Below are 21,740 nucleotides of genomic sequence, written 5' to 3' on the forward strand. Positions count from 1 at the left end.
AATATCTAAAGATGAAAAATTTAATCGCAGTATTTGTATTGGCTCTTGGAGCGCTGGTTAGCGGAAATGCCCAGGACAAAATGATGAAGGACGACAAAATGATGAAAGACAAAGCAGAGGTGATCAGCCTTGAGCAAACCCCCGGTGAGTTCACTAAAAAGGAACTGACTGTAAAGGCTGGCACCTATGTTTTCGAGATCCACAATAACAATGTGGGACATGATGTCGGCTTTGTTTTGGTAGAAAAGGGAAAAGACATCAGCAAGCCTGAGAATCACATCCAGACAGCCTATGTAACAGAAGCTGTTGCCACCGGAAAGACCCAGCATTCTAAGCCTACAAAACTGGAGAGGGGAGAATACGTATACTTTTGTCCCTTAAATCCAACGGCTACCGATAACACGCTAATAGTAGAGTAAGTACCCAATTTTATGTGGAAAAGAGAAGGCCCTGATGGTGAGGCGGGCCGTCTAAAAATCAAATTTCAATTGAATGGAAACCGAATCTTCCTTAGGTTCGGTTTTCTTTTTTTCGGTATTTAGATTGGCCAGGGAAATACCGAGTAGTCGAACCGAATTTTGCAGATTCTCCTGGTAGAGCAGTTCTTTGGTCGTATCCAGGATGAGGTTTTTATCCGAAACAAAATACGGCAGTGTTTTGCTACGAGTCTGTAACCTGAAATCGCTGTATTTGATCTTTAGGGTTATGGTCTTTCCTGCCAGCCTATTCTTTTTGAGACGCCTTTCCAATTCCACGGCTATTTGCTCAAGCTTTTCGAGCATAAACACTTCGCTGCTCAGGTTCTCACTAAAGGTCCTTTCCGCCCCTACGGACTTTGGTATGCGGTGAGGTTTTACTTCGCTGGTATGTATGCCTCTGACTACCTGATAATAATAGCTGCCGGATTTACCGAAAGTGTCCTGAAGGTATTCAAGGGAACGTTCTTTGAGTTCTTTTCCGGTAAAGATCCCAAGCTTGTACATTTTTTCGGCAGTAACCTTACCTACACCGTAAAACTTGCGTATCTCAAGATCTTCAAGGAACTGGATCACCTCTTCCGGGTTTACGGTTTTTTGTCCATTGGGTTTGTTGTAATCACTGGCTACCTTGGCTATAAATTTATTGATAGAGATCCCTGCCGAGGCGGTAAGACCTAATTCGTCAAAGATCCGCTGCCTGATCTCTTTCGCTATCAGTGTGGCCGATGGGTTTCCCTTTTTGTTTGTTGTCACATCCAGATAAGCCTCGTCCAGTGAAAGCGGTTCCACCAGATCGGTATACTCGAAAAAAATAGCACGTATTTGCAGCGAGATTTCCCTGTAACGGTCGAACCTGGGTTTTACAAAGATGAGGTCCGGGCAATTTTGCTTCGCGATATATCCGCTCATCGCACTTCTGACCCCGTATTTTCTTGCTTCGTAGCTGGCTGCAGATACCACCCCTCGCTTGGAGCCACCTCCCACGGCCACAGGCTTTCCCCTGAGCTCCGGACGATCCAGTTGTTCAACGGAAGCGTAAAAGGCATCCATATCTACGTGAATGATCTTTCGCAATGGGAAATCGTAGGACATAAACAAATTTAAGGTATATTTAGCTTGAAAGAGGGGGGTAAAATCGCTTTAGGGATGATAGAAATTGAAAGGAAATTCTTGGTTACTTCCGATGTTTATAAACAGCATGCAATTTCCAAAAACAAGATATACCAGGGCTTTTTGAATTCCCATCCCCTGCGTACGGTTCGGGTCCGTCTCAAAGGAGAATCGGGGACCATCACTGTAAAAGGATTGTCGGATAAAGAGGGAACCACCCGCTTTGAATGGGAAAAGGAGATTACAGGAGCTGATGCCAAAGCCCTGCTTCAACTATGTGAGGATGGCATGATCAGCAAGACGAGATACGAAGTGCCGGCAGGCCGTCATATTTTTGAAGTAGATGAATTTCACGGAGCGAACGAAGGGCTGGTGATCGCTGAGGTAGAGTTGGGATCCAAGAACGAGGCATATTCCAAACCTGATTGGTTAGGTAAGGAGGTGACGGGAGACCCGCGCTATTACAATTCACAACTGAGTAAACAACCTTTTACAAAATGGAAATCATAAAGAAAATCTTCCTTATTGGAACTGCTTTATTAATAGTGGTCCTGATTAGTTCCTGTAGGGAAACGCAGGCTGAGCATAAAGTGGAAATCACCGATGCCAAAGAGGTTGAGAAATCAGTATCTCAGCTCAGGGAAGAACTCCTTGCCAACGGTTTTGAGATATTTGATTATGTGGATGAGGAAAGTGGAGATACAGTGCTCATGCAGCAGTATTTCATAGCCTTCCTGAAAAGCGGTCCCAATCGTTCGCAATCCAAAGAGGAAACGGATAGCTTGCAAAGGCTTCACCTGGCCCATTTGGGTAGGATGTACGAAGAGGGCTTTGCAGATATTTCCGGTCCTTTCGGGGATGATGGCGAAATACGGGGGATTACGATCTACAATACCCCAACCCTTGAAATGGCAGATAGCCTTGCCAATTTGGATCCTATGGTAAAAGCGGGGCGTCTCGTGATAGAGGTGCATCCGTGGTGGGCGGCAAAAGGCTTCCCGCTGCGTTAAGTTAAAAAGGCAATGATTCCATTGGAAACCCGGGAATATCAAAATCAAGGCAATGACCAAAAGATATTCAAGGGTCAGGACATCATTGCCATTTCTTAACTCCACTTTAAAACGGCCCGGTTCCCAACTGCATTATTTGAATTAGCTATCACCTCTAATTTAGGAACATCCGCAGGGAAAACCTATGATAAAACGGTAAAAATCAGGGCCTTCAGTTGCGAAAAGGAAATTGTGCCCTATCCAAAATTATTGAAGTCTAAATTGCCCCGTTTAGAGGGGGTACAGAGCTGTTAGAATTGATTTCGGGTTTCCCGTAAAATTTGAAGAAAATCCTATAAGGAACTCCTGAACTGCTCCAGAAAACGAACGTCGTTCTCACTGAGAAGACGAATGTCGGGTATCTGATGCAATAGGAGCGCGATACGGTCTATTCCCATGCCGAATGCGAAACCAGAGTACACTTTTGAATCTATACCGCAGTTGTCCAATACATTTGGATCTACCATTCCGGTACCCATGATCTCCAGCCAGCCCGTACCCTTGGTAATGCGATAATCTGTTTCAGTTTCAAGACCCCAGTAAACATCTACTTCAGCGCTGGGTTCCGTAAATGGGAAATAAGAAGGCCTGAGACGTATCCTGGATTTGCCAAACAGTTCCTGGGTAAAGAATTGCAAGGTCTGTTTCAGGTCGGCAAAAGAGACATTCTTGTCAATATAAAGCCCTTCTACCTGGTGGAAGAAGCAATGAGACCTCGCGGATATGGCTTCATTTCTATATACCCTCCCGGGAGAAATGGTTCGGATGGGAGGTTTATTGTTTTCCATATACCGTACCTGTACTGAGGAAGTATGGGTCCTCAGCAGTATATCCGGATCTGTCTGGACAAAGAAAGTGTCCTGCATATCCCTTGCCGGATGGTGTTCAGGCAAGTTAAGCGCGGTAAAGTTGTGCCAGTCGTCTTCAATCTCCGGCCCTTCCGAAACATTGAAACCGATACGCGAAAAAATATCGATTATCTGGTTTTTGACTATAGATATGGGGTGACGGGCTCCAAGTTCCATGGGTTCGCCGGGTCTTGACAAGTCACCGTATTTAGAAGATGCCTTGACAGACTGCTCCAGGTTACTTTTTAGACTGTTTACTTTCTCGGTCGCGGCGGTCTTAAGCTGATTGATCGTTTGTCCGAAAGCCTTTTTGTCCTCTTTCGGAATGTTTTTGAATTCAGCGAAATACTTATTCAGGATGCCTTTTTTGCCAAGGTATTTTATCCTGAAGGCTTCCAGGGCTTCCGTAGAGTCCGCGGAGAATTGCTCTACTTCCGAAATGTGTTCTTTAAGTTGGTCTATCATTGTTTCAGGCACTGTGTCTCGCTATTAACTGGCTTCCAGAGCTCTAATTTATTAAATGCGAAAGGCAAAGGTAAAACTTTTCGTCTTGTAATTGAAGTATGGGCGCAAAAGAGGGATCTAAAAACGGACTCAGCTGGATAATCCTGGCTGAGCAACTGTGGGAGAGCTATGCAAGTCAGGAACATTTTGCTTGATCCAACGTACACAGTCTTCAAAATTATCAAAGATGTGTTCCCTGGGGATAAGATCAGGAATAATGTCAATCCGTTCCATCATATATTGGGGCTGTTCCAGAACATCTACCAAAAGAGTGGTTACACCGTTCTTACGAAGTTCCTGAAGTACGTCTTCCATAGCATAAAGTCCGGATTGATCCATATACTGCATTCTGCCTAAACGTATGACGACGGTTTTAGCGGTGTCTGGTATCTGTTGGGCAAGTACCTGGAACTCGCTTGTTGCACCAAAGAAAAGAGGTCCTTTGATATGTTTGATAAAAACCTCTTCCTGGAAACGCTTGGGAAAGCTCTTCTCGTCCGCCCAGGCGGTTTCCTTTAACAGTGATGTTACATCAGAACTTTGAGCGGTCAGGTCTCCCATTTTCTTCATGAACATCAGCGAGGCGATCACCAGGCCAATTCCCACTGCATATACCAGGTTCCAAAAGGTGGAAAGTACCAGCACCACCAGCATTACCATCACCTCTGAACTCAATTTAAGAGGACCCAGTTTAATGTCTTTCGGAAGGCTGGGGATGGCTCTCAGGCCTTTATAGTCCATGACACTTATTCCAACCGTAATGAGAATACCAGCCAGAACAGCTGCCGGGATCTGTGAAGCCACAGGACCCATTGCCAGTAGAATGAATAACAGAAGAACCCCTGCGATCATCCCTGAAAGCCGGGTTTTTCCGCCGGAGTTAATATTGACCACCGTCCGGATAGTAGCCCCGGCACCCGGGATACCTCCAAAGACAGCCGCAACACTGTTCCCGATTCCCTGACCCACAAGTTCCTTGTTCGGCTTGTGTTTTGTTTTGGTCATATTATCAGCAACAACAGAGGTAAGTAAGGAATCTATCGCGCCGAGCAAGGCCAAGGTAAGTGCTGTAAAAATGAACGGGCTTATGCTACCCAGGCTAAAGGAGGTAAATATCTCCATATTCGGCATGGGAAAACCTTCAGGGATCTTCTCAATTGGCCTGTAATCCATGCCAAAAGCATAGGCCACACCAGAGACCACCAACAGGGCCACCAGCGTACTTGGAATTGCGGAGGTAATTCTTTTGAAACCGTAAATGATCAATATGGTTGAGAGGGCCAGGATCAGCTCCAGCCAACTGATGTTCTTGAGGGCTTTCGGCAGTACTTTTAAAGCGCCAATGACTCCCGAAGCTTCCTTTGCTGCCAGTGTCCGTGCTTCTTCCTGAATGGTAGCTTCGGTGATTTCGCCGGATCTGCGGATGGTTTCCTGAAAATCTTCCAGTACCAGGATACCTTCTCCGGCTTCCTCTCTCAGGATGTTCTCCAGTATCAGTTCTTCTGCTTGTGGCTTAAACGGATTTACCCAGGAGATGTCTTCTTTCGGATAGTAGCCCAGGGCAGGCAGTATCTGTGTAATAATGATGATCACACCAATTGCCGTCATGAAACCGGAGACTACCGGATAAGGGATATAACGTATATATTTTCCAATCCCTAAGACTCCCAGGCCTATTTGCATCAATCCGGCAAGTAGAAACACTGTGAGTATTGCTGGCAGGGCCTTTTCAACACTACCGTCGTATACCGCAATTATACTGGCGATGACTACCATACTAACTGCTGTCATAGGAGCTGTTGGCCCGGAAATTTGAGTATTCGTACCACCGAAAAGCGCGGCAAAAAAACTGATAAAGATGGCACCATACAGACCGGCACTCGGACCTAATCCCGAAGATACCCCAAAAGCAAGGGCGAGAGGCAGGGCAACGATCCCCGCGGTTATTCCACCAAAGAGATCTCCCTTAAGATTGGAAAACAAGTTGTTCATAGGAAGTTAGCCGTTCTTCTGTTTCTAAGAGAAATATACTCTTTTTTATTAAATGCAAGGGCCGGAACTGAACGTCCCGGCCCATATTTAACATAAGCTTTAGAGGAGGTACTTAAAAAAAGCTAACCTTGCCATTACTGATGTCGTACATCGCTCCTACAATAGCAATTTCACCGTTATCCTCCATTTCTTTTAACACCGGACTTTGTTTGTGCATATTCGCAATGGTCATATTGACGTTTGTGACCGCTACCTCATCTACAAATTCGGCGTTTTTTGAATTTCTCAATCCAGGATCAGCCGGTTCGGTGACGGCTTCTACAGCCGGTTTGATCTTGCTTACCAGCGCAGTGAGATTTCCCAACTGGGCGTCATCGCAGGCACCCTTGACTGCACCACAACTCGTGTGTCCCAAAACGACTACCACCTTGGTTCCGGCCAGCTTACAGGCGAACTCTATACTACCCAGAATATCTTCGTTTACAATGTTACCCGCGACCCTGGCACTGAATATATCTCCGACACCCTGATCAAATATCAACTCTGCGGAGACCCGGGAATCGATACAACTTAATATGGTTGCAAAAGGGTATTGACCGCCTATGGTGTCGCGCACCTGCTCAAGAAGGTCACGGTCTGCCTTGGAATTTTGGACAAATCGTTCATTACCTTCTTTTAGGAGGCTTATGGCCATATCAGGAGTAATAGCAGCCTGCGTTTCTTTAGTATGTGCTTTCATTTGATCTAGTGTTTATTATTTAGGCCGATTTCGGTCTTAGTTTAAAAAATTCAATGTAACTGTCCGGATTTTCCACCTCACCTCGCTCTGATATCAGTTTAATATCAATATTCCGGTTTTTCGCCTTTTCTGAGAAATCTTCCAGAATTTCAATAATATCATTATCCAAATACCTGGTTTTACGAACATCCAGTTCAAGATAAGAATCTTTGGGGATACTATCCAGTTCTTTGAGGATGGCACCCTTGTTAAAAAAGGTTACTTCTTCTGCGAGGGTCATCTTAATCCTGTGCCTTCCATTACTCTTGTCCTCAATATGCAGGAAATGGGAATTCTGGTAGCTCTTGATAAGAATAACCACCACACCAACGGCAAGTCCCAGACCGATTCCTACAAGCAGGTCTGTAAAGATAATCCCCAGTACGGTTACAGTGAAAGGAACGAATTGCTTCCATCCCAATTGATACATCTTTTTGAAGAGTGCAGGCTTGGCCAATTTATAACCTACTATAAACAGGACAGCCGCCAGTACAGATAACGGGATCATGTTCAGCAGACGTGGAATGAGAATGATGGAACTCAAAAGGAAAAACCCGTGAATGATCGCGGACATTTTGGTACGACCACCTGATTGCACATTGGCCGAACTCCGGACGATTACCTGGGTGATCGGCAGACCTCCGATAAGGCCTGAAACCATATTACCGGTTCCCTGGGCCAATAATTCCCGGTTTGTCGGGGTAACCCTTTTCCTGGGATCCAGCCGGTCTGTGGCCTCTACACAAAGTAAGGTTTCCAGACTTGCCACCAGGGCAATGGTAAATGCTGTAAGCCATATGGCCGGATCTGTGATCAGCGAAAAATTAGGAAAGCTGAACTGCCCGAAAAAAGATGCCGCGTCTTCCGGTATGGGAACGCTTACAAGATGGTCTTCGGAAATCCCCCAAACCTCATTTCCTTTGGTTGCTACGTAAAAGATAATACCGACAACTACAGCGACCAGTGGCCCCTGTACGAGTTGAAATACTTTGTGTTTTTTAGAGAGGACTTTATCCCAAAGAATCAGGATCGCCAAGCCAATTACCGCCACTGTTGTGGCTCCCGGGCTAATAAAATTCAGCGAATTGAATATTTCTGAAAAGGTGTTCTCACCATCCACTTGAAAAAAGGCGAAATCTCCTTCCGGGTCGGAATCGTATCCGAAAAAGTGTGGAATTTGTTTGAGAATGATAATGATCCCGATCCCTGTGAGCATTCCTTTGATCACCGAACTTGGGAAATAATAACCGATAATACCTGCCTTGAGAACGCCGAACATTATCTGGATTGCTCCTCCGAGTACCACTGCAAGAAGAAAATTTTGATAACCTCCGAGAGTTCCTATAGCTGCCAGTACTATTGCGGCCAAACCGGCTGCAGGACCACTGACCCCAATATGAGAACCACTAAGGGCTCCTACCAGGATACCTCCGACTATACCGGCTATTAACCCTGAAAACAGGGGAGCTCCACTAGCCAGGGCGATACCGAGACATAGAGGAAGCGCTACAAAGAATACGACTATACTCGCCGGCAGGTCGTTTTTTAAATATCTAAACATGATTACTGGTGGTTGTTAAGCCCTTAATTCGCAGATCAAAGGCTGGTTAGTAAATAACTCAAAGGGTATGGGCAACTTGCTTTCAGCTTCGACCTTCCGGGGGTGGAAGTTGGATATCCGGGGCATGGTTTGAAATTACCTGGATAGTGTAAATTTCAGAAAGCATTTTTTTATCTGATGTTTTAAATACGGCGATCTCTGTAAAGTCAGGAATTATTTTTTCCTCACTGGTATCCTGTTTCTCCTGTTCCGGTTGCTCTTCTTCCGTTAGGTTGTAGGACATAAAACTACTGTTATCCTCGCTGATAAGTAAAAAAGCGGGAGGTGCAAAGATCGCAAATAGCCAAACGGCTAAAAGCGCAAAAAGTACATTTTTTCTGCGCATAGTTAATCGCTAAATTAATAGTATTACTGGTATAATTTGTTAAGAGAATATTAAAAGTCTTTCAATAATTTAACATCTTCAGCCTGAATCCATCCGGTTTTTCCGTCAACCAATTGAATTTTTCTATAGTCCTCCAGTTGGTCCAGAACATTGACTTTGGTCCCCTCATGAAGTACAAAAACCTGGGAACTCCGTTGATTTGGTTCTGATTTCACAACAGACTCTTCTGCGAAGACTATGGCGGGTTGGTCTGTTTCAAAATTCCGGTATTGCATAAAGGCAAAAACCAGACATACCACCACCAGGATCAGGGAGATCATACTGGTGACAAAGGCAATTCGCTTATGAGAAGAATACCGCAAATAGTAAAATGCCAGGTAGGCAAGGACAAAAAGCAGCATAAAACCAACACCAACATAAGACCATTCGTCAAAGGTAAAAAGACCGGTAATACTATTGTATATCCTGGAAAGGCTGGTTTCCGGCAGTGCTTCAATGGCATCCAGTGTCATATTCCTGGCATAGGAAAGATTGGTTTTTATTTCCGGATCATTAGGTTGAAGCAAGAGTGCTTTTTCGTAGTAATAAATACTGGGTGCGATCTGGTTTAATTTGTAATAGCTGTTTCCAAGATTGTAATATAAAGCCGCGGAATGTTGTCCTTTATCCAGGATTTCCATATACCTTTCTATGGCCTTCTCATAATCTCCCTCATTGTACGCGCTTGTAGCCCTGTTAAAGAGACCTTCGTTTTGCGAATAAACCGCAAAGCCGAGCAATACCAACGCTATTGTTAACCACTTCTTCATTGCTAAAGCTGTTTGTCCATTGAAGAGATCACTTCACTGGCCTTATTGTAATCTTGCTGCATTTGTACATCTGAAAAAGGGCTGTAACGCGCCATTTCGCAATTCTGCAGTAAACCTATGAATCCCTCGGAGGTAGCTGTATCTACCTGTCGTTCTGCCAACAAAGTTGCAATTTTATCTTTACTGAATTCAGAGGTCTCTATTTTGAGTTTTGCCTTGAGATAGTTGTGGAGGGCTTTCTCCAAAGCTATGTAGAAAGCCTCTTTCTGCCCCAGTTCTTTTTTTGCCTTGGAAAGGAATTTCCTTGCCAGTTTGTTGGCGCGTTTGATTTTGTTCCCTGCCACATCGCTGGCGATCGCTTCACGTTTCTTGCCGACAACGATGGCCAGGGGAATTAGCAACAGGGGTAAAGTAAGCCAGAGGTAAAAGCGGGTCGACCCAAAAAAATGGTCAGTCGAAATGGCACTGAGATTGGGTTTTAACTTTATAAAATTAAACTGGTTTCCGGAGCTGATCACTGGTTGTCTGTCGGACGTTTCATTCCCGGATACTACAGCGCTTCCATCCGTGGGACCTTCCAAAACATCTATGAGGATTTCCTCGGAACTCAGGGTGCTGTATTTCCCTGTTTTTGGGTTGAAGTAGCTGAATGAAATCCCGGGAATAGGGTATTTTCCTCGGTATGAGGGTACTATGGTGTAGTTGTTGCTTACCTTGCCCTGCATTCCGGACAGGGTGGTGCGAACGTTTTGTTCAAACTCCGGTTCATATACTTCAAGGGAGCTGGGGAGCACTGGCTCAGGAAGTTGAAATAATTTGAGATTGCCTTTTCCTTTAACCTCAACTTTGGCTTGCAGGGATTCAGTTGCATTCAACTTGGTTTTGCTGGTGGTGACCGTAAAATCAAAATCCCCAACAGCCCCACTGAAGTCGGCCGGTCTTCCGGCACTGGGCAACGGCTTGACGTCTATGGTCCGCCTTCCTGCAGAGACCGTTTTATTGGTCTGGGTGTATATGCGGCCTCCGAAAAAATCCCTTTTATTGGTCGGGACTTCCAGGCTCACATCCAGCGAGAGCGGCTCTATTTCCAGCTTACCGCTCTTTTGCGGATAGAGTACCACACGTTTGAGTACCACATACCTGTATGGCTGACCCTTAAAGGTACCGTTCTGGATATTGTATTTGCTGAAAGGCATATCCTGGCTCCAGAAATTGTTGTATTTAGGGTTGTCCAATGGCCTGAAGTTCGAGACGTTGATGGAGGGACTTACATAAAGTTTGTACACCACGCTAATGGCTTCGTTGAGGTAGGGTCTGGTTTTAGAAACCTCTGCGATCAGGTGCAGATTCTCGTCTGCAATATCGTCTACAGTCATCTGGTCACTGGGTTTGTCCACAGCTGCGGTTACCTCTATTTCCTTGGCCAGGGATTTGTAGGTCTGCCCATCGATCACAATAGAAGCCTGCTTTATTTTGAATCTTCCCCTTGCCGTTGGCGCCAGGGTATAGGAATAGGTTTTGGAGTAGGTCCTTACCCCGTTGATCCAGGATGAGCTAATGGATTGAGAAGGGCCCATAAGCACCCGGAAACCTTCGAAATCCGGCGGGCTGAAATTATCGCCATCGTGATTCATCTCAAAATCTACCCGTAAACGCTCGTTGATCCCCAGTTTGCTTTTGCTGACCTTTAATTCAAAAGTAACCTCCTTTTTATCCTGTGAAATCGCTGAAATATGCGTTCCCAGGAAAAAGCACAATGCTACCAGGTATATAGGGCAATACCGTTTCACCAGTCTTTTTCGTTTTTACGCTTCACGCCTTGTACTTTTTTGGCGTCAATCTTTTCCTGCACCTTCTTCTCTTCATTTTGCATGGCTTCCAGTAAGTTCTTTATCTGCTGGGGTGATAACTGATTCGGTCTGGGCTGTTTTTGCTGTTGCTGATCTCCTTGCTCCGGCTGTTTTTGCTTCTCTTCTTTCTCGTCTCCTTCTCCTTTTTTATTTTGCTCTTTTTGCTGATCGCCTTGGTCTCCCTGGTCTCCCTGGTCTTTCTGTTGATCGTTCTGCTGCTTGTTCTCCTTGTTTTCCTGATCGTCGCCCTGGTTCTGCTGATCCTGGTTCTTTTCTTTCTGGTCTTTGTTGTCCTTATTATCCTCGTTGTCGTCCTTATTCTGATTTTGCTGATCCTTTTTCAGCATTTCTTTGGCAAGGGCGAGGTTATATCGGGTTTCTTCATCTGTAGGATCATTTCTAAGGGCTTCCTTATAGGCTTCAACCGCTTTCTCGTACTCCTTATTTTTCATAAAGACGTTACCCATATTGTGATAGGCCTTGTGCTTGCCGCCTTTTTCCGCGGCAGTCTCCCCGGCCTGCTTAAAGCGCCCGAAAGCTTCACTATAGCTTTCATTTTCGTAATAGGCATTACCCAAATTGTATGGAGCGGCTGCATTATCCTTGCTTTTGGAAATGGCCCTTCTGTAATTGGCTTCAGCCCCTACAAAATCCTGGTCTGAAAGCTCGTTGTTGGCTTCCCAGGTAAGGTTCCTGGAAGCCTTTAACGCCTTTTCTTTGGCTGCCTCATCTTCCTGGGCGGTAAGCCCTGTCAAACAAAACAAGCCAATAAGGAAACAAATTCGCTTCATCTTACTCCCAATCCTTTTCATTAAAAAGATTTAATTTTTTCAGCCATCCTGTCTTTCTATCCAGGAAAAAAACATCCAAAAATAAAAATAACAGCCCTGCCGCCAAAAACCATTGAAACTGGTCTTTGTACTCTGCAAATTGCTTGGCTTCAAATTCTTTCTTATCCATCTGATCCAGCTGTTCCTTGATAAATTCAACAGCCTCTTCTGTATTCGCTCCGTTAATATATTCTCCGTTTCCTTCTTCAGCGATATCGGTTAGGACTTCTTCGTTGAGTTTGGTAATGACCACTTCTCCGTTCCTGTCCTTTTTTAAGCTTTCAACCACTCCCTTGCGCTTTATCGGGATAGGGGCTCCTTTAGCTTTTCCCACTCCAATACTAAAGACACGTATCCCTTCACTTACCGCGATTTCAACCGCATCAAGGGTCGACCCTTCTGAATGGTCCTCCCCATCCGAAACAATGAACAGCACTCGGTTGGTCTGCTCCTCATCGTCATAGTAAGTAGCGGCGAGTTCAATAGCCTCGTTAATGGCGGTCCCCTGAGAAGATAACATATCGGTATTCATACTCTGAAGGAACATCTTGGCCGCCCCGTAATCCGTAGTGATCGGCAGTTGCGGGAAAGCCTGACCCGCATAAGCGATAATCCCTATACGATCGCTGGCCAGTTGATTGATGATCTCAGACACCAGGCGTTTCGCTTTTTCCAGACGGTTAGGCGCAATGTCCTCAGCCAACATACTTTTAGAGACATCCACTGCAAAAACAATGTCTACCCCTTCTCTTTTAACCGTTTCCAGCTTGGTCCCTATTTTAGGATTCACAAGACCCAGCACCAGGAAGAAGAGCCCGATAATCAGAAAAATCAGTTTTAGAGCTCCCTTAAAACTGGATCGGTCCGGACTTAGCCTTCTCAGCAGCCTACTGTCTGCAAATCTCTTCTGTGTTCTTCTTTTCCAGATCTGCAAGCCAATGAACAGCAAGACCAGTATCGGAATAACCGACAACAGGTAAAAATATATTTTTTCGTCTAATTGAATCATATTCAACTATTGACCCTAGGGGGTCTTATCTCAAAAATTTACACAAAACTGCGGAATACCGTATTTCTGAACACCCATTCCAACAATAGCAAAGCCCCTGCCAAAAGCACCCATGGCCTGAACTTTTCTTCGTATTTATAATACTTGAACTCTTCGATCTCCGTTTTTTCCAGTTTGTTGATCTCATCGTAGATCGCCTCGAGTTTTTCATTATCCGTTGCACGGAAGTATTTACCTCCGGTAACTTCGGCAATATCTTCCAGCAGCTTTTCATCGATCTCAACCTGCCGCATCCCGTAACGGAAAGAACCATCTGCATTGTAGGCGATGGGTGAAAGGGCGTTTCCATTAGTACCCAAACCAATGGTGTAGGTTTTAATATCGAACTCAACTGCAAGGTCTGCGGCGGTTTGTGGTTCTATGAAACCGGAATTATTCACCCCGTCTGTAAGTAGTATGATCACTTTACTGATCGCTTTGCTTTCCTTAAGCCGGTTCACCGAAGTAGCCAGTCCCATACCTATGGCCGTACCGTCGTTTAGCTGCCCATAAGTAATCTCCCTCAGGGCACTCAGCACTATGGATTTATCACTGGTAATTGGGGTCTTGGTATAGCTCTCCCCGGCATAGACTACCAGGCCAATACGGTCATTCGGGCGTTTTCTGATAAAATCTGCCGCAACCTCCTTAAGTGCGGAAAGACGATTGGGTTTAAGGTCCCGCGCCAGCATACTGGACGAGACGTCAATGGCCATTACTATATCGATCCCCTTGGTGGTTTTGGTACGGGTGGAAATGTCTTCCGTCTGGGGACGCGCCATAGCCAGAATTATCGAAGCCAGGGCCAGTATTCTCATGGCGAACAGCACAGGCTTGAGCTTGGGCAACCACTGATTGGTAAGGAAACCCTGTGTACTGGATATCTTTAGGGAGGCGGTTTCCTGTTTTCTTTTGAAAAGGTACCAGGCCAGCGCCACCGGCAGCAGTAACAGCAACCAGAAGAATTGTGGGTTCGCAAATTCTATATCCTGAAACATCTAGACCTCTGTTTTAACTTCAATGGACTTCATAATACGATCGATGATCTCCTGGGCGTAATCGTCATCCTCCAGCCAGGACAGCATAAGCTGCTGTTGAAAGCCCTTGCCCCCAAACAGGATTACGCTGTACTTTCCGCTTTTGGTCTCATCTGATCCGTTTACCGGAAATTTAGCACTGCCATATATTCGCACCCCTTTTACTCCTGATAAAGTGGTGAACTCTTCTTCCTTTGTTATGATGTTCTTTACTCCTCTCTTTTCCAGATTTATGATAAACGCCTCCACGGATTCTTCAAAATTCAATTCTTCCGGATCCGTATAGGTCGTGGAAATGGCGCCCACCGTGAACATTCCTTTGGGTTGTTCATAGCTAAACACCTGTAATTCCTTTATTTTGGCCATGGCCTCTGCAGATAATTCGGTCTCCTGACGGATAAGCACCTCCGGAGTCTCAACGATTATAGGCGGATAGCCGTAAGCGCTGGAAACCCATTCCCCTTCCAGAAGGGATTTGGTCGGATGCCCGAAAACACTGTCTTTTACGGTGCTAAATCCGTAGTAAGCAATCGAAAAAGCCAGGGCAAAGAACACCAGTCCGGCAAAGGACGCGGCGGCAATATAGATCTTTTTCTTTCGTCTTTTTTCTGCCATTTCTTCCTGGTAAGCCTCCTGCATCATCAACTCTTCTTCGGTGGGTTCCGGTAAGGCCTCTTTGGTCTTAATAACGATCTGCTCTACGGCCAAACGGTCTTGTTCTGCTACAGAAGTTGGGGGTTTGGACCTCGCAAATTTTACCAGGTCAGCGGTTTGCAATATTTTTTTGAATTGCTGAATGGTTTCTTCCTCCAGTTGGAGTTCCCCGGAATCTTTCAGCAATTCCAATTTGTCTATCAATTGGTTCGTGGTACTTTCAAGGGCGGAAACATGTACGTCTTCCTCCAGGTAGGCCCTGACGATGGCCGTGAGCTCCGAATAGTATTTTTTGTACTCATCCTGGATGAGGTACTTGGAATTTTCCAGTCTTTTGAGTTCCAGCAAGGCCCGGTCATAGGCAGGAAGCATCGCCTCTTTTTCTTCTTCGGTGAGCGGCTTTTTTCTCAGTACGAACCAGTAGACCAATCCCGCGATCACTCCCAGTATCAATAACACGATGAGGATGGTTATCAAGAGATCCGAATAGCTCTTCTGAACTTCCATCAGGGGTTTGATATCGTACATTTTCTGGGTCAGTGTATCTACGGGAACCGTGGCCACCTGCACCTCCAGGGAATCCGTAAAATAGCCTATGCCATCAATTTCAATGCGCTGTGTGGGTAGTTTGTAAGTGCCGGAGTCAAACTGTGTAAGGGCATAGGTCTTCTGCAGGGTGATCCTGTCCTTTTTCCGGGTCGTATCGGTCTTATAGGCTTCCACGGTCTCCAACGGGGCGAAAGTCTGGCCTTCGGGAAATATCACCTGGGCCGTAGAGTCTGCCTCAACTACCACCTTAAATTTTATTTGCTCACCTATTTTTATGGAAGTGGTATCCGCCTCCGAACTTACCACGGGTTTCTTTTGGCCGTAGCTATGGGCAGAGACCAGGCAAAGCCACAGTAAACTATATCGCAAAAAATGCGATGCTATCTTACCAGCCTCTACTCCCTGAGTTCTCATATTAACTATCCTCTTCGCTTAAAATATCCCAACAACTTCTTGACATAACTTTCATCCACCCTACAACTCAATACACCACAACCTGCTTTGGTAAAAGCGTTCTGAAAATATGCCACTTTATCGCGATGGTATTCGGCATAGGCCATACGCACTTTTCTGGACTGGGTATTTATGAGTTTCTGGGCCCCGGATTCCGCATCCAGCACCTGAACCATCCCGAGATTCGGAATTTCTTCTTCCCTGGGATCATAAACCCTTATCCCGGTAACATCGTGTTTATTCCCGGTTATTTTCAGGGTCTGATCGTAACCGTCCGCGATGAAATCAGAAAGGACAAAAACGATGGCCTTTTTCTTCATCACGTTGGTCATGTATTTCAATGCTTCCGCAATGTCCGTTTTTTTGCTTGAAGGTTTAAATTCCAGCAATTCCCGAATGATCCTCAATACGTGGCTTTTTCCCTTTTTGGGAGGAATGAACAGCTCCACTTCATCTGAAAAAAGGATTAGGCCAACCTTGTCGTTGTTCTGCATGGCGGAAAAAGCCAGGGTAGCAGAAATTTCTGTAATGATCGCTTTCTTGAACTGCTGAGTGGTCCCGAAAAGCTCTGAACCACTGATGTCTACCAGTAGCATCATGGTAAGCTCCCGCTCTTCTTCAAAAACCTTAACAAAGGGTTCGTTGTACCGGGCCGTAACATTCCAGTCTATGGAACGCACATCGTCCCCAAACTGATATTGCCGAACTTCACTGAATGTCATTCCCCGACCCTTAAACGTAGAGTGGTACTCCCCGCCAAAAATATGATCGGAGAGCCGTCGGGTCTTTATCTCAATCTTTCGAACTTTCTTAAGTAACTCTTTGGTATCCATTAGGGTTCAAGGTTTAGGGTTTAAGGTTCAATGTCCGGATCCGGTACATTGAGCAACAAACATTGAACTGTTATGGTACTTCAATCTCGTTTACGATTCGGTTGATGATCTCTTCTGAAGTTATGTTTTCAGCCTCGGCCTCATAGGTGATCCCAATACGGTGTCTCAGCACATCGTGAACTACAGCCCGCACATCTTCGGGTACTACATACCCGCGTCTTTTGATAAAGGCATAACACTTGGCCGCATTTGCCAGGTTGATACTTCCCCTTGGAGATGCCCCGAAGCTGATCAATGGTTTAAGGTTTCCAAGGTCGTATTTTTCGGGATATCGCGTAGCAAAGACCAGGTCTAAAATATACTTTTCAATTTTTTCGTCCATATAGACTTCGCGTACGGCCTGCTGCGCCGCAAGAATTTGCTTAAGGCTTACCACCGGCTTGATGGCTTCGTGGCCTCCTTTCAGATTTTGCCGGATGATCAGTTGCTCCTCGGTCATCTTGGGATAGTCTATGACCGTCTTAAGCATAAAACGGTCTACCTGTGCTTCCGGAAGGGGGTAAGTACCTTCCTGTTCCACCGGGTTTTGAGTGGCCATGACCAGAAAAGGCTTGTCCAAAGGAAAAGTTTCGTCTCCAATGGTCACCTGTCTTTCCTGCATGGCTTCAAGCAGCGCGGATTGCACTTTGGCCGGAGCCCTGTTAATCTCGTCAGCCAAAACAAAGTTGGCAAAAATGGGACCTTTCTTGATGGAAAAGTCGTTTTCTTTGATATTATAGATCATCGTCCCGATCACGTCCGCGGGAAGTAGGTCCGGAGTGAACTGGATACGGCTGAATTCTCCTTTTACCGCATTGGCAAGGGTATTAATGGCCAGGGTCTTTGCAAGTCCCGGAACTCCCTCAAGTAAGATGTGGCCCTGACCCAAAAGCCCGATAAGCAATCGCTCAACCATGTGCTTCTGGCCTACGATCGCTTTGTTCATTTCTAACATAAGTAGGTCAATAAAAGCGCTTTCCTGGGCAATTTTCTCGTTCACAGCGCTAATATCTACGGTAGCATTTTCTTCCATAAAAGTCTTTTAGTAATTGTGTTTCAATAGGTTGGAATTTTAGTATGGCGCAAATTGAAAATTTATTTATATAATGGCTGTTAACGATTGGTTAAAAAATGGTGGGACGTACCAAGTTTTATGAAGTATTTAAGGGATTTATTCCTAATTTCACCGGCATATGAAAAATCAGATATCCTATTCAAAAATCATCGCCGGAGCCATGTCCTGGGGAAGCTGGGGAAAGCAAATGACGACTGAGGAAATGATCTCCCTGATGCAGCATTGTCTGGAAGTGGGGATCACCACTTTTGATCATGCGGATATTTACGGAGGATATGCCACCGAAGCGGATTTTGGGAATGCCTTCGCCTCAAGCGAAATCCATCGTGATCAGATACAGCTGATTTCCAAATGCGGTATTCAGTATATGTGCGATGCCAGGGATAACAAGGTTAAGCATTACGACTATTCCCGTGAGTACATCATCTGGTCCGCGGAGCGATCCCTACAGGGGCTAAAGACAGACTACCTGGATCTGTTCCTGTTGCACAGGCCAAGCCCGTTGATGGTTCCGGATGAAATAGCCGAGGCGGTTACTAAGCTATTGGATAGTGGTAAGATCAGGCAATTCGGGGTTTCTAATTTTACGCCCTCGCAAATCGCCCTTTTGGAGACAGCCGTTCCCGTCTCGGGTAACCAGGTGGAATTCTCGCTTACAGCTCATGATGTGATGTTCGACGGCACTCTGGATGACAGCATCCGCGCGAATAGAATGGCTATGGCCTGGAGTCCGCTTGGGAGCTACTTCAGGGAATCCAGTGATCAGAATGCTCGGATAAAGGAAGCGCTTGAACCCATGCAGGAGAAGTATAATGCGGATGCGAGCCAGTTGCTTCTGGCCTGGATCATGAGGCATCCTTGCGGAATTCATCCGGTGGTGGGTACTACCAACGAAGCCCGGCTTTCTGATGCCGTAAAAGCATCCCAAATTCAGATGGAACTGGAAGACTGGTTTATACTATTAACCGCATCGCAGGGGCACAAGGTTCCCTAAGAATGCGCAATCAAAACTAAGATGAAGAAAACAGCCTTGATAACGGGTGCCACAAGCGGGATAGGAAGAGCGACGGCAGAGAATTTTGCTCAAAACGGCCTGAGGCTGATCTTGTGTGGAAGACGGCAGGAAAGGCTGGACGAATTACAGCAAGCTTTGAGCAAGCAAACCGATGTATACACCCTGAGATTCGATGTTCGCGATAAGGATGCGGTGGCAAAGGCTATTGCCTCTATCCCTGATGATTTTGCTCAAATCGATATACTGATAAACAATGCCGGAAACGCCCACGGATTGGATCCGATCGATGAAGGCAGCCTGGACGATTGGGATGCTATGTTGGACATCAATGTAAAAGGGCTATTATATGTAACCAAAGCTGTCTTGCCGCAGATGGTCAGTCGCCATTCCGGGCATATCATACACATAGGTTCAACAGCAGGCAAAGAGGTATATCCCAGGGGAAATGTATACTGCGCCAGTAAGCATGCAGTAGACGCCATAAACCAGGGCATGCGCATAGACCTCAACCAATACGGGATCCGGGTTGGAGCCGTTAATCCGGGCCTGGTAGAAACCGAATTTAGCGAGGTGCGTTTTAAAGGGGATCAGGAGAGAGCCAAAAGTGTCTACGCCGGCTTTAAACCTTTGTTGGGAGAAGACATTGCGGATATCATATATTTTGTGGTCAGCAGACCCTATCACGTAAATATCGCTGATCTTGTGGTGATGCCAACCGCCCAGGCGAGTTCCACTATTGTGAAAAGATCATGATCAATAAGCGACTTCTGGTCAAGAACTTACTCGCCCATAATGACGAGAATAGTTTTTATGACAAGAAGCGCTTCATCAATATTGGGCAGAAGGAAGGGAAGGCCAAATTCCTAAAACACGTCTGTGCTCTGGCCAATAGTAATCCCAGGAACAATTCTTTTATCGTCGTAGGGGTAGAGGATGAAGACAATAAGATTGTCGGGGTAGATTTCTTTGATGACAGTAAGATACAGAACCTCGTAAACGCCTATCTGGATAACCCCCCGCTTATCTCCTATGAAAACATTCACTTTCCGAACCTGCCCGATGGCAAAGTGGTAGGTCTTGTAACAGTTACCTCAAATGGCAAGGTATGTGCCCTTCGTAAGAACATATGGAAGTACTACGGCGGCTCCGTCTTTTTTAGAGAGGGAAGTATTAGCCTGCCAAAGGCTTTTGATATTGAACTAAAAGATATCAACTCAGAGGTGGTCGCGACCATAGAACAGCATGCCCGCAACAATATTGAGCTCACTCTGGATGGGGTAATCGATTTCATCAACAACAGGCATAAGGACCTGGTTAGTAGCTACAAGGTTTTTAAAGAACAGTTTGTGGTTTGCTGGGCCGGAAATCAAAAGAAGGTCAAAAAGCAGATGTATTACTCCAGGGTGGATATTGAGCTTATTAATGAACAGGTAAAACTCTTCTATTCCGCCCTTGATGATATCACTATCTCTTTCGATGAGGATTCCTTCTCTACGCTGGAATACGTTCAGCTTGGCCTTGGAAAGCAACTGAAATACTACCCCCTGGAAAAGGTGGTTATAACTTTTTCAGACAATGGAACCTACCAGATCCAAAGTGACCTGATTTTTGAGCCCCCTCAGTACGACAAAAAGACTCTCTACCACATCTTCAACACCAATAATGCCCTGCTAAAGAAGATAGATAGCGGAATTCCGCTTACCGTGGCCGAGGAAGAAGACCTTCAGCACATGCCTGCTACCTATCTGATATGCTTTCTCAACGGATTTGACGAGGCAAAGGAAAGACTGGAATATGCAAGACCCCTTTTGAAGAAAAGAAATGGGGAGATCTATGAATCCCTGAAAGAATCGCTTCGGATACTTCGAAAGGTGAAATACAACTAAGCGCTTAGCTGCTCCTGGTCCGGAAGGGACTCAATTGCCCCGTAGTTCGTTGTGGTAATGGCGCCTGCCTTGTTGGCTTTCGCCACCATGCTGACAAGCAAATCACGATCTCCTGCCAGGGAATCGGTATTGGTCAGTGCGGCTATCTGTTGTAACAGGCAACCGATAAAGGCATCACCCGCTCCGGTGGTATCTACCGCCTTTACTTTTATACTGGGGACAGTTTCCTGGAATTCCCGGGTACTGATCAGGGTACCGGAGGCTCCCAGGGTAACGGCAATAATATTGGTTCCCACCTCGTGCAGGAACCTACAGGCTTCAGCCACGTCTTCCTTCCCTGATAGGAGTTGCGCTTCTTCCAGGCTAAATTTGCACAGGTCCGCCTTCTCTACGAAGGTCATACATTTTTTAGCAAAATTCTGCTGTTTGTTTTTCCATAGGTCGGCCCTGTAATTGGGATCAAAACTTATAAAGGATTTCTTGGTCAGGCCGTCAAAAAAATAATGTCCGTAGGCTTCTTCCAGTTTGCCTCCCAAAAGTGCTGTCGCCGCACCCAGATGAATAAGATTACCGGCAAATTCTGATTTTATGGCCGAATTGTACTGCAATTCTTTGTCTGCCCCACGGCTGAACACAAAATCCCTTTCCCCATTTTCAGCCAGCGAAACAAAGGCCAGGGTGGTAAAGGTTTCCGTACGTTGCGCCAGGGATACGTCTACCCTGTTCTCGCGTAACACATCCAGAAGGAAAGTCCCGAAAGGGTCATCTCCAACGCTGCCTATAAAGACACTTCGTCCGCCAAGTTTGGCAATGGCACAGGCGACATTTGCCGGGGCTCCGCCCGCCTTTTTGGTGAAGTAAGTAGCTTTGGAGAGATCGCTGCCTTGCTTTTCGGCAACAAAGTCGATCAGTAATTCCCCAATACAGAAAACCTTTTTCATGGAAGGATTTTGACA

At 45.7% G+C, this 21,740-nt stretch carries 21 protein-coding genes; 6 read left to right on the plus strand and 15 right to left on the minus strand.

Annotated elements, in window-relative coordinates; genetic code table 11:
- Positions 1-11 precede the first annotated feature (11 nt).
- Positions 12-419 (plus strand): cupredoxin domain-containing protein, encoded by a 408-nt coding sequence (locus GTQ38_RS10725; protein WP_161435520.1) that lies wholly within the window; start codon positions 12-14, stop codon positions 417-419.
- A gap of 51 nt (positions 420-470) precedes the next feature.
- On the opposite strand, the gene dinB is transcribed toward GTQ38_RS10725, so the two are convergent.
- Positions 471-1,571: a DNA polymerase IV gene (dinB, locus tag GTQ38_RS10730; RefSeq protein WP_161435521.1), complete on the minus strand. Its 1,101-nt coding sequence runs from the start codon at positions 1,569-1,571 to the stop codon at positions 471-473.
- Between the two features lie 54 nt (positions 1,572-1,625).
- Between dinB and GTQ38_RS10735 the strand changes: the two genes are divergently transcribed.
- Entirely contained in the window at positions 1,626-2,099 is a 474-nt protein-coding gene (locus tag GTQ38_RS10735; RefSeq protein ID WP_161435522.1) for a CYTH domain-containing protein, read from the plus strand.
- Complete coding sequence (locus GTQ38_RS10740) at positions 2,087-2,599, plus strand: YciI family protein (RefSeq protein ID WP_161435523.1); 513 nt, start codon at positions 2,087-2,089, stop codon at positions 2,597-2,599. Before GTQ38_RS10735 ends, GTQ38_RS10740 begins: the two co-directional genes overlap by 13 nt.
- Before the next feature lie 332 nt (positions 2,600-2,931).
- Here GTQ38_RS10740 and pheS read toward each other — a convergent pair whose 3' ends face one another.
- From pheS to GTQ38_RS10805, 13 genes are all read right to left on the minus strand, one after another.
- Complete coding sequence (gene pheS, locus GTQ38_RS10745) at positions 2,932-3,951, minus strand: phenylalanine--tRNA ligase subunit alpha (RefSeq protein WP_161435524.1); 1,020 nt, start codon at positions 3,949-3,951, stop codon at positions 2,932-2,934.
- A gap of 129 nt (positions 3,952-4,080) precedes the next feature.
- Complete coding sequence (locus GTQ38_RS10750) at positions 4,081-5,982, minus strand: SulP family inorganic anion transporter (RefSeq protein WP_161435525.1); 1,902 nt, start codon at positions 5,980-5,982, stop codon at positions 4,081-4,083.
- 112 nt (positions 5,983-6,094) lie between these two features.
- Positions 6,095-6,721, minus strand: coding sequence for a carbonic anhydrase family protein (locus GTQ38_RS10755; RefSeq protein WP_161435526.1), 627 nt, complete (start codon positions 6,719-6,721; stop codon positions 6,095-6,097).
- Positions 6,722-6,740: 19 nt separating this feature from the next.
- On the minus strand, positions 6,741-8,321 hold the full coding sequence (locus GTQ38_RS10760; RefSeq protein ID WP_161435527.1) for a SulP family inorganic anion transporter: 1,581 nt from the start codon (positions 8,319-8,321) through the stop codon (positions 6,741-6,743).
- An 82-nt stretch (positions 8,322-8,403) separates the two neighbouring features.
- On the minus strand, positions 8,404-8,706 hold the full coding sequence (locus tag GTQ38_RS10765) for a hypothetical protein (RefSeq protein ID WP_161435528.1): 303 nt from the start codon (positions 8,704-8,706) through the stop codon (positions 8,404-8,406).
- Positions 8,707-8,756: 50 nt separating this feature from the next.
- Positions 8,757-9,515: a tetratricopeptide repeat protein gene (locus GTQ38_RS10770; protein WP_161435529.1), complete on the minus strand. Its 759-nt coding sequence runs from the start codon at positions 9,513-9,515 to the stop codon at positions 8,757-8,759.
- A 2-nt stretch (positions 9,516-9,517) separates the two neighbouring features.
- Entirely contained in the window at positions 9,518-11,305 is a 1,788-nt protein-coding gene (locus GTQ38_RS10775; RefSeq protein ID WP_394350965.1) for a BatD family protein, read from the minus strand.
- A complete protein-coding gene (locus GTQ38_RS10780) occupies positions 11,302-12,177 on the minus strand; it encodes a tetratricopeptide repeat protein (RefSeq protein WP_238857903.1) in 876 nt (291 codons plus the stop codon). The genes GTQ38_RS10775 and GTQ38_RS10780 overlap by 4 nt, the downstream gene beginning before the upstream one ends.
- Positions 12,158-13,204, minus strand: coding sequence for a VWA domain-containing protein (locus GTQ38_RS10785; protein ID WP_161435530.1), 1,047 nt, complete (start codon positions 13,202-13,204; stop codon positions 12,158-12,160). Before GTQ38_RS10785 ends, GTQ38_RS10780 begins: the two co-directional genes overlap by 20 nt.
- 38 nt (positions 13,205-13,242) lie before the next feature.
- A complete protein-coding gene (locus GTQ38_RS10790; RefSeq protein ID WP_161435531.1) occupies positions 13,243-14,241 on the minus strand; it encodes a vWA domain-containing protein in 999 nt (332 codons plus the stop codon).
- On the minus strand, positions 14,242-15,897 hold the full coding sequence (locus tag GTQ38_RS10795; protein WP_161435532.1) for a hypothetical protein: 1,656 nt from the start codon (positions 15,895-15,897) through the stop codon (positions 14,242-14,244). It abuts the gene before it with no gap.
- A gap of 5 nt (positions 15,898-15,902) precedes the next feature.
- Complete coding sequence (locus GTQ38_RS10800; protein WP_161435533.1) at positions 15,903-16,769, minus strand: DUF58 domain-containing protein; 867 nt, start codon at positions 16,767-16,769, stop codon at positions 15,903-15,905.
- Between the two features lie 70 nt (positions 16,770-16,839).
- Positions 16,840-17,841: an AAA family ATPase gene (locus tag GTQ38_RS10805; protein WP_161435534.1), complete on the minus strand. Its 1,002-nt coding sequence runs from the start codon at positions 17,839-17,841 to the stop codon at positions 16,840-16,842.
- Between the two features lie 160 nt (positions 17,842-18,001).
- Here GTQ38_RS10805 and GTQ38_RS10810 point away from each other — a divergent pair, with 160 nt between their 5' ends.
- From GTQ38_RS10810 to GTQ38_RS10820, 3 genes are read left to right on the plus strand one after another with little or no spacing between them, the layout of a single operon-like run.
- Entirely contained in the window at positions 18,002-18,877 is an 876-nt protein-coding gene (locus GTQ38_RS10810) for an aldo/keto reductase (RefSeq protein ID WP_161435535.1), read from the plus strand.
- A 21-nt stretch (positions 18,878-18,898) separates the two neighbouring features.
- Positions 18,899-19,651 carry an SDR family NAD(P)-dependent oxidoreductase gene (locus GTQ38_RS10815; RefSeq protein ID WP_161435536.1) on the plus strand — a complete coding sequence of 251 codons (753 nt, stop codon included), beginning with the start codon at positions 18,899-18,901 and terminating at the stop codon, positions 19,649-19,651.
- The gene (locus tag GTQ38_RS10820) at positions 19,648-20,784 is read left to right on the plus strand and encodes an ATP-binding protein (protein ID WP_161435537.1); all 1,137 of its coding nucleotides are present in this window, start codon (positions 19,648-19,650) and stop codon (positions 20,782-20,784) included. The genes GTQ38_RS10815 and GTQ38_RS10820 overlap by 4 nt, the downstream gene beginning before the upstream one ends.
- Here the strand turns inward: GTQ38_RS10820 and GTQ38_RS10825 are convergent.
- Entirely contained in the window at positions 20,781-21,725 is a 945-nt protein-coding gene (locus GTQ38_RS10825) for a carbohydrate kinase family protein (protein ID WP_161435538.1), read from the minus strand. The genes GTQ38_RS10820 and GTQ38_RS10825 overlap by 4 nt on opposite strands.
- Between the last annotated feature and the right edge of the window lie 15 nt (positions 21,726-21,740).

The organism is Poritiphilus flavus, from assembly GCF_009901585.1.
GTDB classification, from domain to species: Bacteria; Bacteroidota; Bacteroidia; order Flavobacteriales; family Flavobacteriaceae; genus Poritiphilus; species Poritiphilus flavus.